This window comes from Bradyrhizobium sp. 18BD, assembly GCF_054185225.1.
Genome location: NZ_JAVAYL010000013.1, coordinates 109,498 through 129,441, shown reverse-complemented (window position 1 = coordinate 129,441; position 19,944 = coordinate 109,498). Strand labels below are relative to the sequence as shown.

Sequence of the window (19,944 nt, the reverse complement as noted above, 5' to 3'; positions counted from 1 at the left end):
TTCGCGCATACACAGCATGCAAGCATATGCCTGTGGAAGCGGCCAGCGGCGTAGTACATGCCAAAAGTCCCCTTGAGGCACGCCGCCGGAGCCACGCGCGAACGCAATGACAATCACGTTACCTGCCGCCGCCGCGCGCGAGCCCGACCACACCATTTCCGACGGCCTGCCGGCCACGCAGCGGCGCTGGGCGATCGCCGCCATCTTCACCGCGCTGGCGATGGCCTCGCTCGACACCGCGATCGCCAACATCGCACTGCCCGCCATTGCCGCCGACCTGCACGTCTCGCCGGAGCAGTCGGTCTGGGTCGTCAACGTCTACCAGATCGCGCTGGTCGCGACGCTGCTGCCGCTCGGGGCCCTCGGCGAGATCGTCGGGCACCAGCGCATCTATCTCGGCGGCCTGATCCTGTTCACGGTCGCTTCGCTGTTCTGCGCGGTGGCGTGGTCGCTGGACAGCCTGCTGGTCGGGCGCACGCTGCAAGGCCTCGGCGCCAGCGGCATCATGAGCGTCAACACGGCGCTGGTGCGCTTCGTCTATCCCGGAAAGATGCTCGGCCGCGGCTTCGGCCACAATGCGCTGGTGGTGGCCACCGCCTTCACCTTCGGCCCCTCGGTCGCCTCCGCCATTCTCGCGCTCGGCCCGTGGCCGTGGCTGTTTGCCGTCAACATTCCCTTCGGCCTGGTTGCGACCGGCATCGGCTTTGCGATGCTGCCGAAGACGCCGCGCGCCGATCACGGCTTCGACTTTCTCGGCGCAATCCTGGCATCGGCCTGCCTCGGCCTGTTCATCACCGGCATCGGCAGCGCCGCGCACAATCTGTCGCCCGTCGTCGTCGGCGTCGAGCTGGTCGCCGCGCTCGCGCTCGGCTTCATCCTGACGCGTCGCCACGCCGATCATCCCGCGCCGATGCTCCCGATAGATCTGTTCAGTCGGCCGATGTTCGCGTTGTCGGCGGCAACGGCCGTGTGCTCCTTCGCCGTGCAGGGCCTCGCCTTCGTCTCGCTGCCGTTCTATTTCGAGGACGTGCTCGGACGCTCGCAGGTCGAGACCGGCTTCTTTATGACGCCCTGGCCGCTGGTGGTCGGCATCATGGCGCCGATCGCGGGCCGCCTCTCCGATCGCCATGCCGTCGGCCTGCTCGGCGGCATCGGGCTCGTGCTGCTCGGCCTCGGCATGGCGCTGCTCGCGATGCTTCCGGCCAATCCCGCCATTCCCGACATCATCTGGCGGATGGTGATCTGCGGCATGGGGTTCGGCTTCTTCCAGGCGCCGAACATGAAGGCGGTGATGTCGAGCGCGCCGCCCCACCGCAGCGGTAGCGCCTCCGGCATCGTCGCCACCGCGCGCCTGACCGGCCAGACGACGGGAGCCGCCCTGGCTGCGTTCTGCTTCGCACTGGCCGGCCACGACGGTGCGACCGTCGCGCTGGCGCTCGGCGCCGGCTTTGCCGCGCTCGGCAGCGTGATGAGTTTTCTGCGGCTGGCGGTGAGATAGGCGGAGCGCGTTCGCCCGCCGCGCCTAGAAAGCCGCAGCGATCGGCTGGCTCACGGTCGCCGCCGCGTCGAGTGGCTTACACGCGATCTTCCGGGTCAGGCTTGGCCAGCCCGCGGTGTCGCGCGAAGACACGAACGTGTCCCCCTGCGGCTTCAGCACGATCGGCTCCGACTTCAGGCAGACGTCGGGAAATGCGATGCCGTGTCCGCCGCCTTGCGAGAAATGCCCGACCAGCATCTGGGAGGCCTGCATCGTTGCCGCCGGCGAAGCCCGCATCGGCCGCGCGGGGTTGAACGCGCGATAGCACGGCCAGTCGGTATGGTTGGCCGCGAACTCGTAGACGATCCTGCAAACCGCGCCGGCCGATTTCACGAAGGGTGCATCCGAAGGCGCCGCGGCATCGCGCTCGAAAACCAGAGTCTGCAATGTCAACGCTTCCGTCGTCGCATCGGGAGCGACGGGCTTGCCCGGCTCGACCGCGATCTCGCCGCGCGAAAACACCAGCTTGGTCTTGGGCTGGGCGTCTCTGGTCTCCAGCACCAGCATCGGCCTCGCGGCCCACGACCGGTCAAGCACCACGTCGCCGCCGCCCATGGTCAGCCGCACATTGCCGACCGCCGGGTTGTCGTTGGCGAAATCGATCATGCGCAGGTACACGTTCGACTTCGATGCTTCCAGGCTCAGGAAGCGCAAATCGTCCACCTTGCGCGAGATCGGCATCATCGGATCGAAGCGGTCGTCGATGTTGAACCGGACGATCCTGTTCAGCCTGGCTGCGGCCGGTCCCTTGGCGGCCGCCGGCGGCGCGACGTCGATCACGAGCAGGGACCCGCCCGGCGAATAGGTGTTGCCGAGCGCGCGCTGCCAGAGTGCGGTCAGCGGCGACTCCGTCCGAAGATCGACGTCCCGCGCGAAAGATATCTGCTGCCCGGGCCGGATCACCGAAAAGTTCTGGAACGCGCCGAGCGCCGCGCCCTTGCCGACGCCGTCTCCGGAGAAGTTGACGCATTTGGACTGGTCGTCGTTTCCTGAACCCTCGATCGGCCTGGACGCAGAACGCGAGCAGAAGCTGAGATCGTGAGCGGTCGTCTTCTGTGGACTGATGGCGGTCGCGTAGATGGGGTCCGGCGCGCCGGGGATCTCCATGGGGAGCGGAGAGGTTGCGAACATGTCGATCTCCACCATGGTCAGGGACGAGTGGGCATCGACCGAGCAGAGATCCCGCTTCGGCAACGTGTTGGTGAGCAGTCGGGCTGCATCGGCAAGAACGATGCAGGACATGGTGCCGCGCGGGTTGTTCCGGCTCATCCAGATCAGATGATCCTTCCCTGCACTGTCGACCAGCAAATGTGGTGCCGCATGACGGCGGCGCGGCGGCAGCCACACCGGAACGGTTTGCGACAGCATGGGCTTGCGCCCGAGCAGCGCCTCCGGCAGCTTGGTCACGCCGACCGAACGCAATTCGGCGCTGACCTGATTCTGATCCTGCATGGTGTCGAAGACGGGCAGCTTCGCGCAGGTCGTGCAGGTGACGGCGACATTGGACCTGACGTTCTCGAAGGTCAGGATGACCTGATCCGGCTCGCTGCGATATTTGACGGGATCGACGGCCCTGAACGGGTGATCCACCACGCGGCTGGCGACGAAGCCGTTCGAGCGCGACGGATCGGACTCGAACTCGAAATAGGTCGAGCGATCCCAGCCGCGATAGGAGTCGTATCCGCCGATGCTGACGCCTGCCAGAACCATCTTCGAATCGGTCTGGCATCGGGTCGCGTTGCTCGCCTCGCTCCCGTTACGAATATAGGTGCACAGCCGGAACGCCGCGTTTTGCAGGATGCGGTCGCAGTCGTTCTGGTTGTAGCCGTACGTGGCAAGGCCGTGGCGATAACAGAGGTCGTGGAAGACGCAGGCTTGCCGGAAACGCTGAAGCACCAAATGACGCTTGCCGGCGTCATCCTTGCTTCCGTCGAAGAAGATGTTGGTCAGCGCCGGAAGGCTGCAGTTCAGCCCCTCGCCGCTGCCGCCGAGCGTGCTGACGACCTCCGGCCCGGACTGGAACGCGGTGATCGTGGCAGGCATCTCGCCGTCGGAGATGTCCTCGACATTCTTGTAGAGGGAGTCGGCGACGAACGAAGGCAGATAGGCGAACACCAACGCGATCGCGGTGATTGCCGCGACCGACCAGCCGATCATCTTCCTGGACATGACCTACCCCGCCAAAGCCGAGCTCTCCGCAATTCGGATCCTGATCGCCGCCGGGCACTGAAGCTCGCCGGGCCGGCGCAGTTGCCGGCACGGCCGCCGAAATCGCGAGCGGTGTCATCCCGGTCACGATCAGCCCGAGGTTGTTTTGCTGTCAAGCGAGCAGCTCACACTTGCCGCCCTGAATTCGGCGCCAGCGAGCAGGCAGATCGAGGCAGCCGCGCGCTATCGCCGGCGCGTCGTTGCGTCGTCGGTAGGACACTGCTCTACGCTTTGGATGTCAGGCCAGATGCCGCGCACCGGCCGCCGCAACCGGATTGGGCGTGTCCGTGTCCAGCTCAGCGAGGCGTTCATCGATCGCCGCGATGACCTTGCGCGAGAACGGCCCGAGATGCGCATAGGCCGCGATCATCTGCACCGCAATGCGCGCCGATGACGTGTCGCGCTTGGCGCAGTTCATGAAGGTCTGCCAGAGCGGGCGCCCGTCCGGAATGGCCGTGACCACGCGGTGCACGGTCTCCATCGCTCCGACCCTCGCGCGGATGTCGCCTTCGGCGAGCTCATGGCGCTGCCTGGACCGGTCGAGCAGCGTCATCAGCTTGTCGACCCGGCCCGCATAGGCCGCCGGACTGTAGATCCGCTCCAGCACCGTCTTGTAGTCCAGGAGAATATCGCGCAGCGGCCGCACCGGATCGAAATTGATGCCATCCGTGCACTGGTCGCCGCCCATCGTCGGTGCCAGATCGTGGCCCGCGTGCAACCGGCCCTCCTTCGCAAGCCGGCGCGTGAGCTGCGTGTTCGGCAACGCATAGAGCAGACCGACCATGGCGACCGGAATTGCGGCCTCCTCGATGAAGTCGACCATGGCGTCGGCCATTGCGACCTTCTCGCTGTCGAAGCCGACGATGAAGCCCGCGGTGACCAGCATGCCCGCGGCGTAGATCTTGTGGATGCTCTCGGCGATGTTGCGCCGTGTGTTCTGCTTCTTGCGCATCGCGACCAGGGTCGCGGGATCAGGGCTTTCGATGCCGACGAAGATTCCGAAGAAGTTGGCTTCTCCCATCAGCTCCAGCAGTTCGGGATCGTCGGCCAGATTGACCGAGGCTTCGGTTGACAGCTCGAAGGGATAGCCGTGAGCACGCTGCCATTCGGCAAGCTGTGGCAGGAACTGCCGCAGCGACTTCTTGTTGCCGATGAAATTGTCGTCGACGAAGTCGAGATGGCCGCGGTAACCCATCGCGTAGAGCGTCTCGAGTTCGACGAACATCTGCTCGGTCGTCTTGGTCCGCGGCACGCGGCCGTAGAGCTCGATGATGTCGCAGAACTCGCAGGTGAACGGACAGCCGCGTGAATATTGCACACCGAGATAGAGGTAGTCCTCGAACCTCAGCAGATCGAAACGCGGCACCGGCGTCTTGGTGACGTCGGCCTGGAATTTTGGCGCGGTGAACACGCCGGAGCGTGCACCGCTGTCCCAGGCGGCAATGAAGTCGTCGATGACGCTCTCGGCTTCCCCGAGCACGCGGAAGTCGGCCTTCTCGTAAATGTGCGGGCTCGACGTCGGATCGGGACCGCCGACCACCACTGGCTTGCCCGCAGCGCGGCACTTGTCGATCAGGCGCAACGTGTCGGCCTGCTGCGGCAACATTCCGCCGGTGAAGACGACGTCGGCCCAGGCAAGATCGTCGTCGCCGAAGGATTGCGTGTTGCAATCGATCAGCCGGATCGTCCAGCTCTTCGGCAGCATCGCGGCGACGGTGATCAGGCCAAGCGGCGCGGCCGGGCGCCGCACCCCCATCAATTTGCAGGACTCGCCAAAGCTCCAGAACGACTCCGCCGTGAACAACGGATAAAGCATCAGCACTTTGCAATGGCTCGCCACGTCGATGGAACTCCTTCTGCGTCGGGTGCAGTGTAAGCAAAGCGTTTCCGTCTTGCACCCCGGCAAAAAGGACAAACTGTCGCCGCAACGCAGCGGTGCGCGGGTTGGGAACCGGTGTTCATGAACGAACGTCGCCCCAGGCCCGCTGCCTTGGCGCGCAGAGAGAGGTCGCTCCGCCCGCCCGGAGCCAAGCGAGGCAGAACACCGCAGGCCCCCTAATCTTCCCGAGTCGGCGAGAATCTTCGTCTGCCACCCCTCGGACTCTTGATTTGAACAGTTCCAATTTGCCAGACACATTGTTCCCTGAGTCCAATCGGTGGATTGGGCCAATCAGGGGACTGCGATGGCAAACCTAACAATCAACGGAAAAACCCTCACGCTCGATGTCGAGCCGGATACGCCGCTGCTCTGGGCGATCCGCGAGAATGCCGGCCTGACCGGCACCAAATATGGCTGCGGCATTGCACAATGCGGCGCCTGCACGGTTCACATGGACGGCGTCGCCACCCGTTCCTGCGGAATCTCGGTCGCCGAGGCCGAAGGCAAGAAGATCACCACGATCGAGGGGCTCGCGTCCGGGAACACGCTGCACAAGGTACAGCAGGCCTGGATCGCCCAGGACGTTCCGCAATGCGGCTATTGCCAGAGCGGCATGATCATGGCGGTGGCGGCGCTGCTCGCCGAGAAGCCGAAGCCGACCGATGCCGACATCGACGAGGCCATCACCAATATCTGCCGCTGCGGCACCTTCCAGCAGGTGCGCGAAGCGATCCACACGATCGCCAGCGCCTAAGGAGCCGCCCCATGAACAAGCACGTCTCTCCCAAGATGAATCGCCGCGCCTTCGTCGTCGGCACCGCCGCAGTCGGCGCAGGCCTTGCCATCGGCCTCGACCTTCCCTTCGGCGGTCCCGCCGTGGTGCGCGCCGCGGACGGCTCGCCCGAGGTCAATGCCTGGGTCGTGGTCAGGCCCGACGACACCGTGGTGATTCGCATCGCTCGCTCGGAGATGGGCCAGGGCTCCCTTACCGGCCTCGCCCAGCTCGTCGCCGAGGAGCTCGAATGCGACTGGTCGAAGGTGACGACCGAATACCCGACACCCGGCCAGAGTGTCGCCCGCAAGCGCGCCTGGGGCGATTTCTCGACCGGCGGCAGCCGCGGCATCCGCTCCTCGCAGGACTATGTCCGCAAGGGTGGCGCCACCGCGCGCGTGATGCTGATCGAGGCCGCCGCGAACGAGTGGAAGGTGCCGGCCTCCGAATGCACCGTCGCCAAGGGCGTCATCACCCACAAGGCGTCGGGCAAGACCACGACTTACGGCAAGGTCGCCGAGGCCGCGGCGAAGCTGACGCCGCTGGCGGACGTCAAGCTCAAGGATCCCAAGGACTGGACCATCGCGGGCAAGGGCCTGCTGCGGCTCGACACCGCCGAGAAGACCAACGGCACGATGATCTACGGCATCGACGTCAAGCTGCCGGGCATGCTGAACGCCGCGATCAAGGACTGCCCGGTGTTCGGTGGCAAGCTGAAGAGCTACGACGAAGCCAAGATCACCGGCATGAAAGGCGTCAAGAAGGTCGTCAAGGTCGGCGATACCGCGGTTGCGGTGGTTGCCGACACCTGGTGGCACGCCAAGACCGCGCTGGAAGCGCTGCCGATCGTCTGGGACGAGGGCGAGAACGCCAAGGTCTCCAGCGAGTCGATCGCGAAGTGGCTGGCAGAAGGCCTGGACAACGACCAGCCGGCCTATGTCGGCAACAAGAACGGCGATGCCAAGGCCGCGATCGCCAGCGCCGCCAAGAAGGTCGAGGCCGTCTACAACTATCCCTACCAGAACCACGCCACGATGGAGCCGATGAACGCCACGGCGATCTACACGGCGGACAAATGCGAGGTCTGGTGCGGCACGCAGAACGGCGAGGCCGCCTTCGCGGCGGTGCTGGAGGCCTCCGGCCTTCCGGCGGACAAGTGCGACGTGCATAAGGTGATGCCCGGCGGCGGCTTCGGCCGGCGCGGCCAGACCGACTATGTCCGCCAGGCAGTGTTGATCGCCAAGCAGATGCCGGGCACGCCGGTCAAACTGCTGTGGTCGCGCGAGGAGGACATGGCGCACGGCCGGTACCATCCGATCACCCAGTGCAAAATGACCGGCGCGTTCGACGCCAACAACAACCTGGTCGCGCTGCACTACCGGCTGTCCGGCCAGTCGATCCTGTTCTCGCTGCGTCCCGAAGCGCTGCAGAACGGCATGGACCCGGCCGCATTCCAGGGCGTCGCCCAATCCGGCGAAGCCGCGTTCGGCTATTCGGTGCCGAACCTGCTGATCGAGCATGCGATGCGTAACCCGCACGTTCCGCCGGGCTTCTGGCGCGGCGTCAACGTCAATCACAACGCGATCTACATGGAATGCTTCATGGACGAGCTCGCCCAGGCCGCAGGCCAGGATCCGCTCGAGTTCCGCCGCAAGCTGATGGGCAATCATCCCAAGCATCTGGCGGTGCTCAATGCCGTGGCCGAGAAGATCGGCTGGACCACACCGGCGCCGAAAGGCGTCTATCGCGGCATCGCGCAGGTGATGGGCTATGGCAGCTATGTGGCCGGCGCCGCCGAGATCTCGGTGACCGACGGCAGCAAGATCAAGGTGCATCGCATCGTCGCCTCCACTGATCCCGGCTACGTCGTCAATCCGGCGCAGGTGGAGCGGCAGATCGCCGGCTCCTTCGTCTATGGCCTGTCCGCGCTGTTCTATGGCGGCTGCACCGTCAAGGACGGCAAGATCGAGCAAACCAACTTCGACACCTACAATTCGATGCGCATCAACGAGATGCCGAAGGTGGAATCGGTGATGGTGCCGAGCGGCGGGTTCTGGGGTGGCGTCGGCGAGCCGACCATCGGCGTTGCGGCGCCGGCGGTGCTCAACGCCTATTTCGCGGCGACGGGCAAGCGTATCCGCTCGGTGCCGCTGCGCGATCAGAACATCACCTTCGCTTGAAGTAGCATGCTGCGGCGGCGAGCGATCGCCGCCGCAGCCCCTTTGCAGATGCACTTGATGACAACACGCCCGGTGACACGGCGGAATGCCGTGTTCGGCATCACCATGGCGGCCGCGACGCTGGCGCGGCCATCGATTCTGCGCGCGCAGTCCACGGGGCGTGTCGTCGTGGTCGGTGGCGGCTTCGGCGGCGCCGCCTGCGCCCGTGCGCTGAAGCGCGCGCAAGCCGACTTGCAAATCATCTTGATCGAGCCGAATGCGGTCTTCACCTCCTGCCCCCTTAGCAACGAGGTGATCGCGGGCCTGCGCGACATCGACGCGCAGCAATTCGGCTATGACAGGCTGGCCGCCGATGGCGTCACCGTGATCGGCCAGGCCGTGAGCGCGATCGAACCGGAGCGGCGCAGCGTCATGACGACCGACGGCGTCGCGCTGCCTTACGATCGCCTCGTGCTTTCCCCCGGCATCGACTTCCATTTCGAAGCCCTGCCCGGTTATGACGAAACTGCGTCGGAAAAAATGCCGCACGCCTGGAAGGCCGGTGCACAGACCCTGCTGCTGCGCCGGCAGCTCGAGGCGATGGCGGATGGCGGCACTGTCGCCATCGCCGTTTCCGCCAATCCCTCGCGTTGTCCGCCGGCGCCCTACGAGCGCGCCAGCCTGATCGCGCATTACCTGAAGGCGAAAAAGCCGCGCTCGAAAGTGCTGGTCCTCGATGCCAAGGACAGTTTTTCGCAGCAGCGGCTGTTCGAGAAGGCGTGGAAGGAACTCTACGGCGACATGATCGAGCGCATCGCTCTCTCGCAAGGCGGTCGCGTCACATCCGTGGATCCTTCGACCAGAACCATCATCACCGAGTTCGGCAACTACACCCCTGACGTCGCCAATGTCATCCCGCCGCAGCGCGCCGGGCGCATCGCCGAGACCGCGGGCGCTACGGATGCGACCGGCTGGTGTCCGATCGATCCTGTCACGTTCGAATCGAAGCTCGTCAAGAACATCCATGTCATCGGCGATGCCTGCCTCGGCGGCGGCATCCCCAAATCGGCATCGGCCGCGAGCGCGCAAGGCAAGGCTTGCGCGAGCGCCATCGTCAGCCTGCTCGCAGGCCGTGCCCCGGAAGCACCGCGTCTGACCGGCGTCTGCTACAACACCGTCGCGCCCGGTTACGGCTTCTCGCTCGCCGGCAATTACCAGCCGAAGGGCGACATCTTTGCCGAGGTCGAGGGCGGCGCGACCAGCCCGGTCGATGCCCCGCCTGAGCTGCGCGCCCGCGAGGCGACTGAAGCCGAGCGCTGGTTTCAAACCATCACGGCGGACACCTTTGGCTAAAGCATCCCTCCATACCGCCGCGCTGGTCGCCTTCGGCCTCGCTCTGATTTGCGGAGCAAGAGCGGACGAGCTCGCGCCTTACAAGATCATCGGTGACACCATCCCGGAGCCACTCACGGGCACGCCGGGCGATCCCGCGCGCGGACGCGCGCTGGTGGTGGCGCGCACCACGACCTGCATCCTCTGCCATTCCGGTCCGTTCCCGGAGGCGCGATTCCAGGGCGATCTCGCACCCGATCTCACCGGCACCGGCAATTGGTGGTCGGCGGGCCAGCTGCGACTGCGGCTGGTCGACGCATCGCGTTTCAACCCGCAGACCATCATGCCCTCCTATTATCGCAAAGACGGGCTAGTCCGGACGGGACGCAATTTTGCCGGCAAGCCGATATTATCCGCCGCGGAAATCGAGGACATCGTGGCTTTTCTTGTAACGCTTCGGGACTAGGTGCATGCCGACCACGCGACGACAATTTTTGAGCATTGCCGGAGGCATCACCGTCGCCGGCGCGATCCCGGTCGTCACGCTGCGGCCGCTGCAAGCAACGCCCGCCATGCTCAACACCGCCATCCGCAACGTCGTCGGCGAAGCCCAGATTCGCATGGGGAAGGTCAAGCTCGACATTCCGCCGCTGGTCGAGAATGGCAACACCGTGCCGATGACGGTGAGCGTGGCGAGCCCGATGACGGCGACCGAGTACGTCAAGAGTATCCACGTCTTCAACGAGAAGAACCCGCAGCCGAACATCGGCAATTTCTACCTCAACCCCGCTTCCGGCCGCGCCCAGGTCTCGACCCGGATCCGGCTCGCCGACACCCAGAAGGTGGTGGCGATCGCCCGCCTCTCCGACGACACGTTCTGGCAAGTCGTCGCCGACGTGGTCGTGACGCTGGCGGCCTGCACCGAGGAGATGAACTGATGGCAGCGCTCATCAACGTTCCCTCGAAGGCCAAGCGCGGCGACATCATCGAGATTCGCACGCTGACCTCGCACATCATGGAAACCGGCTTCCGCCATACCGCCGATGGCCAGCTCGTGCCGCGCGACATCATCACGAGCTTTACCTGCCGCTACAACGGTGCCGAGATCTTTCGCGCCGCCCTGTTTCCGGCCATCGCGGCGAACCCCTATTTGTCGTTCTTCACGGTCGCGAAGGAGAGCGGCAAGTTCGAGTTCGAATGGATCGGCGACAACGGCTATTCGTCCACCGCATCGGCATCGATTACGGTCGAATGAGATTTTGGTACGCGATAGCGGCAGCAATGCTGTTTGCTGCGGCCCCTGCCCTGCTCGCCGACGAAATCCCGTCCGCTACGCGCCGGTCGGGCTATACTTTCATGGGCCCCGATACGCGCGCCATGCAGAATGACGACACTGCCAATCCGGGCATGTTGTTCGTGCTCGACGGCGAAGCGCTCTGGGGCAAGAAGGCCGGCAGCGCCGGCAAAGCCTGCGCAGATTGCCACGGCGATGCCCGCAGCAGCATGAAGGGCGTCGCGGCGCGCTATCCCGCCTACGACAAGGCGCTGGCGCGTCCCGTCACGCTCGACCAGCGCATCAATCTCTGCCGCGCCAATCATCAGCAGGCGAGCCCGCTGCCCTATGAGAGCCGCGATCTGCTGGCATTGTCAGCCTTCGTCGCCCATCAGTCACGCGGCGTCGCGATCACGGCAGGCGACGATCCGCAACTGAAGCCCTTCGTCGCGCAGGGACACAAGCTCTTCATGCAGCGCGAGGGCCAGCTCAACCTTGCATGCACCAATTGCCACGACGACAACTTTGACAAGCGCCTCGCGGGCTCGCCGATCACGCAAGCGCAGCCGACCGGCTATCCGCTCTATCGACTGGAATGGCAGACGCTGGGCTCGCTGGAGCGGCGCCTGCGCAGCTGCATGACCGGCGTTCGCGCCCAGGCCTATGATTACGGCGCACCGGAGCTCGTCGCGCTCGAGCTCTATCTGATGTCGCGGGCGCGCGGCCTGCCGATGGAGACTCCGGCCGTGCGGCCCTGATCAGCCAGAATTAGGACTAGGCAGGCGTGGCACGGAAGCTAGTATGCCTCCCAAAGACGACGATGAGTCACAGGGAGGACTTTAAGTGGTGGACTACAGAATCTCGCGCCGTACGCTCTTGACAGGCACCGCAGCGGCTGGCGCGCTCAGCCTGACCGGATTGCCGGCGCGCGCCGAGGTCAACTGGAAGAAATATGCCGGGACCAAGCTGGAGGTGATTCTCGCGAAGGGTCCGCGCGGCGACAATCTGCAAAAGAACCTCAAGGAATTCACCGATCTCACCGGCATCCAGGTCGAAGCTGAGCAGATTCCCGAGCAGCAGCAGCGCCAGAAGGTCGTGATCGAGTTCACCTCGGGCCGGCCGAGCTTCGACGTCGTCCATCTCAGCTATCACGTGCAGAAGCGGCAGTTCGAGAAGGCCGGCTGGCTCGCCGACATGACGCCCTACATGAAGGACCCGACGCTGACCGCGCCCGACCTCGTCGAGAGCGATTTCTCAGCCGCGGGCCTGCAATACGCCAAGAACGACAAGGGCCAGATGCTGTCGCTGCCCTGGTCGGTGGACTATTTCATCCTCTATTACAACAAGGAGCTGTTCGCGAAAAAGGGCGTTGCTGTCCCGAAGACCCTCGACGAGATGGTCGCTGCGGCAGAGAAGCTGACCGATCCCAAGGAGGGCATCTACGGCTTCGTCGGACGCGGCTTGCGCAACGCCAACATGGCGATGTGGAGCAACTTCTTCCTCGATTACGGCGGCGAATTCCTCGATGCCAAAGGCAATATCCTGACCGACGGTCCGGAAGCCATTGCCGCGACCAAGCTCTACCAGACGCTGCTGACGAAGACCGCACCGCCCGGCGTCGCCGGCTTCAACTGGATGGAGTCGATGGCTTCGTTCACGCAAGGCCGGTCCGCGATGTGGATCGACGGCGTGGGCTGGGCGCCGCCGCTGGAAGATCCCGCCGCCTCGCGCGTCGTCGGCAAGGTCGGCTACACCGTCGTGCCCGCCGGGCCCAAGGGGCAATATTCGTCGACCTATGGCGACGGCATCGGCATTGCCGCGGCGAGCAAGAACAAGGAGGCCGCCTATCTGCTCTGCCAGTGGGCGGTCTCGAAGCAGCAGGGTGCGCGCCTGCTGCAGGCCGGCGGCGGTGTGCCGTTCCGCAACTCGATTCTGAACGATCCCGAGGTCCAGAAGGGCGTGAAGACCAAGGAGTGGCTGCAGTCGGTGATCGAGTCCGGCAAGATCAGCAAGCTCGGCCTGCCCGTCGTGATCCCGGTCGCCGAATTCCGCGACATCGTCGGCGCGGCGCTCACCGCCACGCTCTCCGGCGCCGATCCTGCGGCCGAGCTGAAGAAGGCGAACGACCAGTACCGGCCGATCCTGGAGCGTAGCGAAAAGACGTGAGTGCGTTGATACAAGCGGATCCGGCCGCGGCACAGTCCGGTGCCGCGCCGGAGAAGGAGTTGCGGCCGCCGTCCTACTGGCCGTTCGTGGTGCCGGCGCTGGTCGTCGTGATCGCGATCATCATCTTCCCATGGGTCTTCACGATCTGGATGAGCCTGAACGAATGGAAGGTCGGCTCGCCGACCACCTTCGTCGGGCTGTCCAACTATCTGCGGCTGACCAGCGATCCGCGCTTCCTCGAGGCGGTCGTCCACACCATCGTCTATACCGCGTTGTCGGTGCTGCTGCCGCTGGTGCTCGGCACGTTCGCGGCCGTGGTGTTTCACCAGAAATTCGCCGGCCGCGGTTTTCTGCGCGGCATCTTCATCATGCCGATGATGGCGACACCGGTGGCGATCGCGCTGGTCTGGACCATGATGTTTCACCCGCAGCTCGGCGTGCTGAACTATCTGCTGTCGCTGGTCGGAATCCCCGCGCAGCTCTGGGTCTTCCACCCCGCGACCGTGATTCCCTCGCTAGTGCTGGTCGAGACCTGGCAATGGACGCCGCTGGTCATGCTGATCGTGCTCGGCGGCCTCGCCGCCATCCCGACCGAACCCTATGAGAGCGCGCAGATCGACGGCGCCAATCTCTGGCAGGTGTTCCGCTTCATCACGCTGCCGCTGATCATGCCGTTCCTGTTCATCGCCGGCATGATCCGCATGATCGATGCGGTGAAGAGTTTCGACATCATCTTCGCGATCACGCAAGGAGGACCGGGCTCGGCGTCGGAGACGATCAACATCTATCTCTACAGCGTCGCCTTCACCTATTACGACCTCGGCTACGGCTCGGCGATCGCAGTGGTGTTCTTCCTGCTGATCGTCCTGCTCGCGGCGGTGATGCTCTACGCCCGCCAGCGCATGGTGTGGACAGAAATCGCGAGCGACGCATGACGCCAAGTCAAATTAGCCCACGTCAGATCATCGGCAAGATCGGCCTGTGGCTTTCGGTGTTCGTCATCGTGTCGCCGGCCATCCTGTTCTTCCTCTGGATGCTGTCGCTGTCGCTCAAATTCGAGATCGACAACGCCGCCTACCCGCCGGTGTTCTTCCCCGAGCATATCGCCTGGAAGAACTATGCCGACGTGCTCGCCTCCAATCGCTTCCTGACCTATTTCGTCAACAGCCTGATCGTGACAGGCAGCGCGACCGCACTGGCACTGATCGTCGGCGTCCCCGCCGGCTACGGCATCGCGCGCATGGCCGCGCACAAATCGGCGATCGTGATCCTGATCGCCCGCATCACGCCCGGCCTGTCCTATCTGATCCCGCTGTTCCTGCTGTTCCAGTGGCTCGGCCTGCTCGGCACGCTGGTGCCGCAGATCATCATCCATCTGGTGGTGACGGTGCCGATCGTGATCTGGATCATGATCGGCTATTTCGAGACGACGCCGCTGGAATTGGAAGAAGCCGCGCTGATCGACGGCGCCACGCGCTGGCAGGTCTTCCGCCACGTCGCACTGCCGATCGCCAAGCCCGGCATCGCGGTCGCCTTCATTCTCGCTGTGATCTTCTCCTGGAACAACTTCGTCTTCGGCATCGTGCTGGCCGGACGCGAGACACGCACTTTGCCCGTCGCCGTCTACAACATGATCTCGTTCGACCAGTTGAGCTGGGGACCGCTGGCCGCCGCCGCACTAATCGTCACGCTCCCGGTACTCCTGCTGACGGTGTTTGCGCAGCGGCAGATCGCGGCCGGGCTCACCGCGGGGGCTGTCAAGGGCGGGTAGCTGGGCCAGAGGCATTGGTTTCGCCGACGTCAGTCGGCGCAGGCCGGCACCTCTGCGTCACAGCGCCGACAATGAAAGCTGCCGAGGAAATTGCGCAGTAGCGTGGCCACCGGCCGGGCTTGCACGCGGTCGGCGAGCCGGATCAGCCGCGTGATCAACGGCGCAAGCTCCCTGCTGTCATCGACGGGCGTCATGATGCCATCGGATCTCGACGCTTTTCCTTCCTTCATGTCGAGAAGCGGCCGCGGATCAATTCCGGCAGCCGGAATCGAAGAACGCTCCTCGGCATACAGGGCCACTTGATCTCCAAGCAGGGCAAACTGATGGCCAAGGCCGCAACGCGTACACTTCAACCAGCCTTCCTGGCCTTGGAAGAAGAGATGACCGAGAGCCAGATGCCCTTCCGCCGCAGCGATGCCTCCCAGCAGGGGCATCACGACACTCTCACGTCCCGGCTTTTCCAGCAGCGCCTGCTCGCATATCTTGCTCACGGTCGATAGAGATGACAGGAATTCGAGCCTGATCTCGGCGATCGTGCCGAGATCTGCGTCTACGACTGGTCCGGCAAGAAGGATCTGCCTGTATCGCGGCAAAGACCTCGCTAGTTCATAGTGGGATGGTCGCCTGCCCGGATCTTCAAGATGCGCGACGAGGTCGCGAAAGCAATCGAGCTTCTGTTCCCATTCCTCAGAGGTACGCGGAAGCCCCGACAGTTCTTGATCTTCCCCCTGGCCGCGAGGCATCAGGGCGTTGAGCACAACATAGCCGCAGAAGAGTGCGATTTCGAGCCGTTGATGCCGGTTGGCGTCAGCTTGCGCAATCGTCAGAAGGTGCGGGATTGCAGCATAGGTTGCCCCGTAACACGTGCCCTGATGACAGAGGCAGTCCCAGAACAGTGAGTTCGCGCGTTCGTCGTCCCAGGCCTCCGAAAGTCTGGCCACCAACTGCGGGATGTCCCGATCACGATGTGCGTCGTCCAGCCTCTTCCAAAGTGGATGGTCCAGCGGCAGCATCGAAAGGCCCGGTTGGGATGACGGCTTCTGCGCCATCGAGAGTAGAGCAGCTTGGTTGGGCTGGGCAAGACATCCAAGCGCCCGATACGCACGCACCACAACAGCTGGCCCCGCTGAAAAGAAAACGGCCGGGACATGCCCGGCCGCTCCGAAACGACCGAAGCCGACGCTTACTCCGCCGGCGCGGCGTGCATCTCCGGATGCGCGGCGTAGCGCTCGCTGGTGCCGAGCTTGCTCGCTGCGAACAAGCCTGCCGCCATCACGGCGTAGGCGAACGCCACGGCGGGCGTGACACCAAAGCCGCCGCCGATGCCGACGGCTTCACCGTGCATGAAGCCGAAATAGGTCAGCACCGCACCGACCAGCGCAAACGCTGACGCTTTCTCGAAATCGCGCTCGATGATGAAGACGCCGATCGCGCCCAGGATGAGGCCGCCGAGGATGGAGCCGCCGCCCATCACTTCCAGGCCGTGATAGAACACGCCCTGCTGCGGCAGCGCCGCGACCGCAGCGGTCTTGACCGCGTCGGCCTTGTCGGCGGCCATGCTGCCGACGGTTACCGCGGCCGTCATGGTCGAGGCCAGCATCGTGTCGATCTGCAGCTTGGCCCAGGCGGCAAGGTGCGGGGTCAGCGCCAGCACGATCGCCGGCGCGTGCTTGACCGGCGTAGTCTGGAACGCCTGTGCGCCGATCAGCATGCCGATATAGAGCAGGATTGGCGAGATCGCGACGACGGGCACCAGCGCCAGCAGCACCGAGATGACGCCGAACCAAGCCAGCACCACCACCATGATGCCGGTCGCCGCCGAATAGCCGATCCGGCCGCCCATCGCCTTCCAGCCGGGATGGCCGATATAGACCGCGTTGATGAAGGGATTGCCCATCAGGCAGCCGATCAGGCTGACGACGCCGTCGGCGGTGAGCACCCGCGTGGTCGGATATTCGTCGCCGGCCGCTTCCGCACTCTCGACATTGTCCATGGCTTCGACGAGGTCATAGATGCCGAACGGAATCGCGGTGACGAGAATGATGCCGAGGAATTCGAAGCCGGAGAAGACGTAGCCCACGGCCGGGATCGGCACCGAGAAGCCGAAATTGGCGAAGGCAGCGCCGACACCCGCGATGCTCAATCCGCCGAGGCCGAGCCCGAACAGGTTGGAGCCCCAGGCGATGATCATGCCGGCCGCGATGGCGACGAGGCCTGCGGGAATGCCGCGCCAGTATTTCACCCCGCCGAACCAGCTCACCAGGATGATGGCAAAGCAGACCAGACCAATCTGCGGCGTCATGTACATCTCGAGTGCTGGCCGCATCGAGATGAAGGTGACGGAGACGCCGGCAAGCGTGCCGAGCAGCGCCGCGCGCGGCGTGATCTTGCGGATGAACGGTGCGATGAAGCCGCCGATCATCAGGATGAAGCTCTGGAAGAACACCCAGACGAGGCCGGCCGACCAGCCCTTGAGCGGGTCACCGGTCTTGAGCGTGATCGGCAGCATGATCACGAAGGTCACAATGAACATGTGCGGCACGCTGACGCCAGACGGCAGCGCGCAGACGTCGTTGCGGCCGGTCTTCTGCGCAAGGCGGTAGGCGAGGAACGCGTAGTAGAAGGTGGAAAGGCACATCATCAGCCCGAGCGCGGGCAGGATGCGGCCGAACACGAGACTGTCAGGCATCTTCAGGACGAAGCGCAGCAGGCCCGTGAGCACCAGCATGTTGACGAGGATGTTGGTGCCGAAGCCGAAAAACGCGTTCCAGTCGCCCGATGTCCAAAGTGCCGGCTTAAATTCGGACTTGCCGGCCGTCCCCGTCAATGTGCTCATGATAATACCCCTATGTGGTCGAAACCTTCATCGCCTCCAGTACTGCGGCTGAGCTAGCGACCCAGCCGAAGATGCCGCCCTGGGCCTTGATCATCTTCAGGCCCATCTCGTGAAACTCGGGGAAGTAGGATGCGCAGCCGTCGGAGATGACGACACAGCGATAGCCGCGGTCATTGGCCTCGCGCACGGTGGTGTTGACGCACACTTCAGTGGTGACGCCGCACACCAACAGATTCTCGATGCCGTATTTCTCCAAAACATCGGTGAGCTCGGTGGCGTAGAACGCGCCCTTGCCGGGCTTGTCGATCACGACCTCGCTGTCGAGCGGATAAAGCTCGGGGATGATGTCGTGGCCGGCTTCGCCGCGAATGAGGATGCGACCCATCGGACCGGGATCGCCGATGCGCAAGGACGGCGCACCGCGCTCGACCTTTGCCGGCGGCGCATCGGAGAGATCGGGCAGATGCCCCTCGCGCGTGTGGATCACCAGCATGCCGGTGTCGCGCGCGGCCTTCAGCACCGCGCCGATCGGCTTCACCGCGCGCGCAAGCTGGCCGACGTCATTGCCGAGCGTCTCGCCGAAGCCGCCGGGCTCCATGAAGTCGCGCTGCATGTCGATGATCACGAGCGCGGTCGACGACCAGTCGAGCTTGATCGGCTCGGGCTCGGCGCTGATGACGCCCAGTGTCGGCTTGGTTGAGTTCAACATGACGCCCCTCGCGAGAACTCTCTTTGCCAGGAGTTCTGCAAGCGCCGTGCCATTGTGTACAATTGCGATGGAGCACGAGCGTCGAGAGAATTCGTTGCGTGGTCAGAAGGTTACGCCCGCGATCGGCGGCTGCTTATTCCCTGTGCGACGGCTTTGCGACGTGCATTTGCTCAAAGGATGAGCGGCCGCCATCGTCATTCCGGGGCGACGCAAAGCGTTGAGCCCGGAATCCATCGGGCGACAATATGTGCGGTGAAATGGATTCTCTGATGCGCAATTGCGCATCATAGTTCGCGCTGCGCGCACCCCGGAATGACAAGTGGGGACTACCGCCCCGCCCCGTACAGGCGCCGATGCTCCACCTCATACGGCGCATATGAATCCTTCAGCGTCGCCATGTTGAGCAGCATGGTCGCCACCACCGTACCCGCTCTGTCGAACACCCGCGTCTTCGCCCAAGCGCTCTCGGTGCGGCGGCTGCCGGACAGCGCGACGACCTCGCGTTCGACCTCATATTCTTCGTCGACGAACAGCGGCCCCTTCACCAGGCGGATCTCCTGATCGGCGAACAGGCCGACCGCGGGTCCCTTGGCCGGCAGCGGATCCTCCTTGGAGCGGTACTGGAAAAGCACGCTCAGCATTTCCATCGGGATGATCGCCCTGCCCCATGGATTTTCCGCGCCTGAGTAATACGGCGAGGTCTCCGTGATGACCGCGAGCTTCTGCCTGAGGGAGAACGGATAGAGGTCGCCCATATTCTGGTCGAACGCCATCCGCACCGTCTGCCGCTTCCCGGTCTGCGCCACCTTGACGTCGCGCAGGATCACGGGATCGGTGAGCGGCTTGAGCTCGCCAAAGCGCGTCTCCAGCGCGGTCGCGACAGGGGCATCACCGACGGAAGCCGTGCCGCGCAGCACCTCGGTGCCGTCGCGCTTGACCATCTGGATCTGGCACTGGCGCGTGCCGGGCAGCGGCTTCGACAGGATCGCCTGCACCTCCTCGCCCTCGTAGCAGACACTGCGATAGTGCGCGGAGAGGCAGCCGCTCTCGAACCAGGCCTGCCCCCACAGACGCGCGCCGAGCGGGGCGAACTGGCTGAAATGCGTGGGACCCTCGATGGTGCCGCCCTTGAAGCCGAGCTTTTGCGCGGTGGCATCGTCGTGGATCGAGGCGTGCGCGTCGTAAGTCTGCGCCTGCAGCATCTGGCGCGGCCGGCGCCATGGCCCGATCAGCGCCTCAGCCGTCTCTGATATCTCGGTGTCGAATGCGTTCGCCGTCATGATGTTCTCCACACGCAGCCAT

The 19,944-nt window shown here is 64.5% G+C and carries 17 protein-coding genes; 11 read left to right on the top strand and 6 right to left on the bottom strand.

The window, feature by feature from the left end; genetic code table 11:
- The first annotated feature begins 106 nt into the window (after positions 1-106).
- Complete coding sequence (locus RAD16_RS23560; RefSeq protein ID WP_458160234.1) at positions 107-1,498, top strand: MFS transporter; 1,392 nt, start codon at positions 107-109, stop codon at positions 1,496-1,498.
- A 24-nt stretch (positions 1,499-1,522) separates the two neighbouring features.
- Here the strand turns inward: RAD16_RS23560 and RAD16_RS23555 are convergent, their stop codons facing one another.
- Together RAD16_RS23555 and RAD16_RS23550 are read right to left on the bottom strand one after the other, a co-directional pair.
- On the bottom strand, positions 1,523-3,706 hold the full coding sequence (locus RAD16_RS23555) for a hypothetical protein (RefSeq protein WP_458160233.1): 2,184 nt from the start codon (positions 3,704-3,706) through the stop codon (positions 1,523-1,525).
- A 277-nt stretch (positions 3,707-3,983) separates the two neighbouring features.
- Positions 3,984-5,591, bottom strand: coding sequence for a B12-binding domain-containing radical SAM protein (locus RAD16_RS23550; RefSeq protein ID WP_458160345.1), 1,608 nt, complete (start codon positions 5,589-5,591; stop codon positions 3,984-3,986).
- Between the two features lie 337 nt (positions 5,592-5,928).
- On the opposite strand from RAD16_RS23550, the gene RAD16_RS23545 reads away from it, so the two are divergent.
- The 10 genes from RAD16_RS23545 to RAD16_RS23500 all read left to right on the top strand — a co-directional run bounded on the left by RAD16_RS23545 (position 5,929) and on the right by RAD16_RS23500 (position 15,097).
- A complete protein-coding gene (locus RAD16_RS23545; RefSeq protein WP_458160232.1) occupies positions 5,929-6,378 on the top strand; it encodes a (2Fe-2S)-binding protein in 450 nt (149 codons plus the stop codon).
- 11 nt (positions 6,379-6,389) lie between these two features.
- The gene (locus RAD16_RS23540) at positions 6,390-8,576 is read left to right on the top strand and encodes a molybdopterin cofactor-binding domain-containing protein (RefSeq protein ID WP_458160231.1); all 2,187 of its coding nucleotides are present in this window, start codon (positions 6,390-6,392) and stop codon (positions 8,574-8,576) included.
- A gap of 48 nt (positions 8,577-8,624) precedes the next feature.
- Positions 8,625-9,908, top strand: a complete 1,284-nt coding sequence (locus RAD16_RS23535; RefSeq protein ID WP_458160344.1) for an FCSD flavin-binding domain-containing protein — start codon at positions 8,625-8,627, stop codon at positions 9,906-9,908.
- On the top strand, positions 9,901-10,353 hold the full coding sequence (soxX, locus tag RAD16_RS23530) for a sulfur oxidation c-type cytochrome SoxX (RefSeq protein WP_458160230.1): 453 nt from the start codon (positions 9,901-9,903) through the stop codon (positions 10,351-10,353). Before RAD16_RS23535 ends, soxX begins: the two co-directional genes overlap by 8 nt.
- A gap of 4 nt (positions 10,354-10,357) precedes the next feature.
- Positions 10,358-10,825 carry a SoxY-related AACIE arm protein gene (locus RAD16_RS23525; RefSeq protein WP_458160229.1) on the top strand — a complete coding sequence of 156 codons (468 nt, stop codon included), beginning with the start codon at positions 10,358-10,360 and terminating at the stop codon, positions 10,823-10,825.
- On the top strand, positions 10,825-11,142 hold the full coding sequence (soxZ, locus tag RAD16_RS23520) for a thiosulfate oxidation carrier complex protein SoxZ (protein WP_458160228.1): 318 nt from the start codon (positions 10,825-10,827) through the stop codon (positions 11,140-11,142). Before RAD16_RS23525 ends, soxZ begins: the two co-directional genes overlap by 1 nt.
- Positions 11,139-11,918: a sulfur oxidation c-type cytochrome SoxA gene (soxA, locus tag RAD16_RS23515; protein WP_458160227.1), complete on the top strand. Its 780-nt coding sequence runs from the start codon at positions 11,139-11,141 to the stop codon at positions 11,916-11,918. Before soxZ ends, soxA begins: the two co-directional genes overlap by 4 nt.
- An 85-nt stretch (positions 11,919-12,003) precedes the next feature.
- Positions 12,004-13,326 (top strand): ABC transporter substrate-binding protein, encoded by a 1,323-nt coding sequence (locus RAD16_RS23510; RefSeq protein ID WP_326897140.1) that lies wholly within the window; start codon positions 12,004-12,006, stop codon positions 13,324-13,326.
- Positions 13,323-14,261 carry a carbohydrate ABC transporter permease gene (locus RAD16_RS23505; protein WP_458160226.1) on the top strand — a complete coding sequence of 313 codons (939 nt, stop codon included), beginning with the start codon at positions 13,323-13,325 and terminating at the stop codon, positions 14,259-14,261. Before RAD16_RS23510 ends, RAD16_RS23505 begins: the two co-directional genes overlap by 4 nt.
- A gap of 11 nt (positions 14,262-14,272) precedes the next feature.
- Positions 14,273-15,097 (top strand): carbohydrate ABC transporter permease, encoded by an 825-nt coding sequence (locus RAD16_RS23500; RefSeq protein ID WP_458160343.1) that lies wholly within the window; start codon positions 14,273-14,275, stop codon positions 15,095-15,097.
- Between the two features lie 29 nt (positions 15,098-15,126).
- Here RAD16_RS23500 and RAD16_RS23495 read toward each other — a convergent pair whose 3' ends face one another.
- From RAD16_RS23495 to RAD16_RS23480, 4 genes are all read right to left on the bottom strand, one after another.
- Positions 15,127-16,110, bottom strand: a complete 984-nt coding sequence (locus RAD16_RS23495) for a hypothetical protein (RefSeq protein WP_458160225.1) — start codon at positions 16,108-16,110, stop codon at positions 15,127-15,129.
- A gap of 170 nt (positions 16,111-16,280) precedes the next feature.
- Positions 16,281-17,933, bottom strand: coding sequence for a regulator (locus RAD16_RS23490; protein ID WP_458160224.1), 1,653 nt, complete (start codon positions 17,931-17,933; stop codon positions 16,281-16,283).
- A gap of 10 nt (positions 17,934-17,943) precedes the next feature.
- Complete coding sequence (locus tag RAD16_RS23485; RefSeq protein WP_326897147.1) at positions 17,944-18,642, bottom strand: cysteine hydrolase family protein; 699 nt, start codon at positions 18,640-18,642, stop codon at positions 17,944-17,946.
- 326 nt (positions 18,643-18,968) lie between these two features.
- A complete protein-coding gene (locus RAD16_RS23480) occupies positions 18,969-19,922 on the bottom strand; it encodes a hypothetical protein (RefSeq protein WP_458160223.1) in 954 nt (317 codons plus the stop codon).
- Between the last annotated feature and the right edge of the window lie 22 nt (positions 19,923-19,944).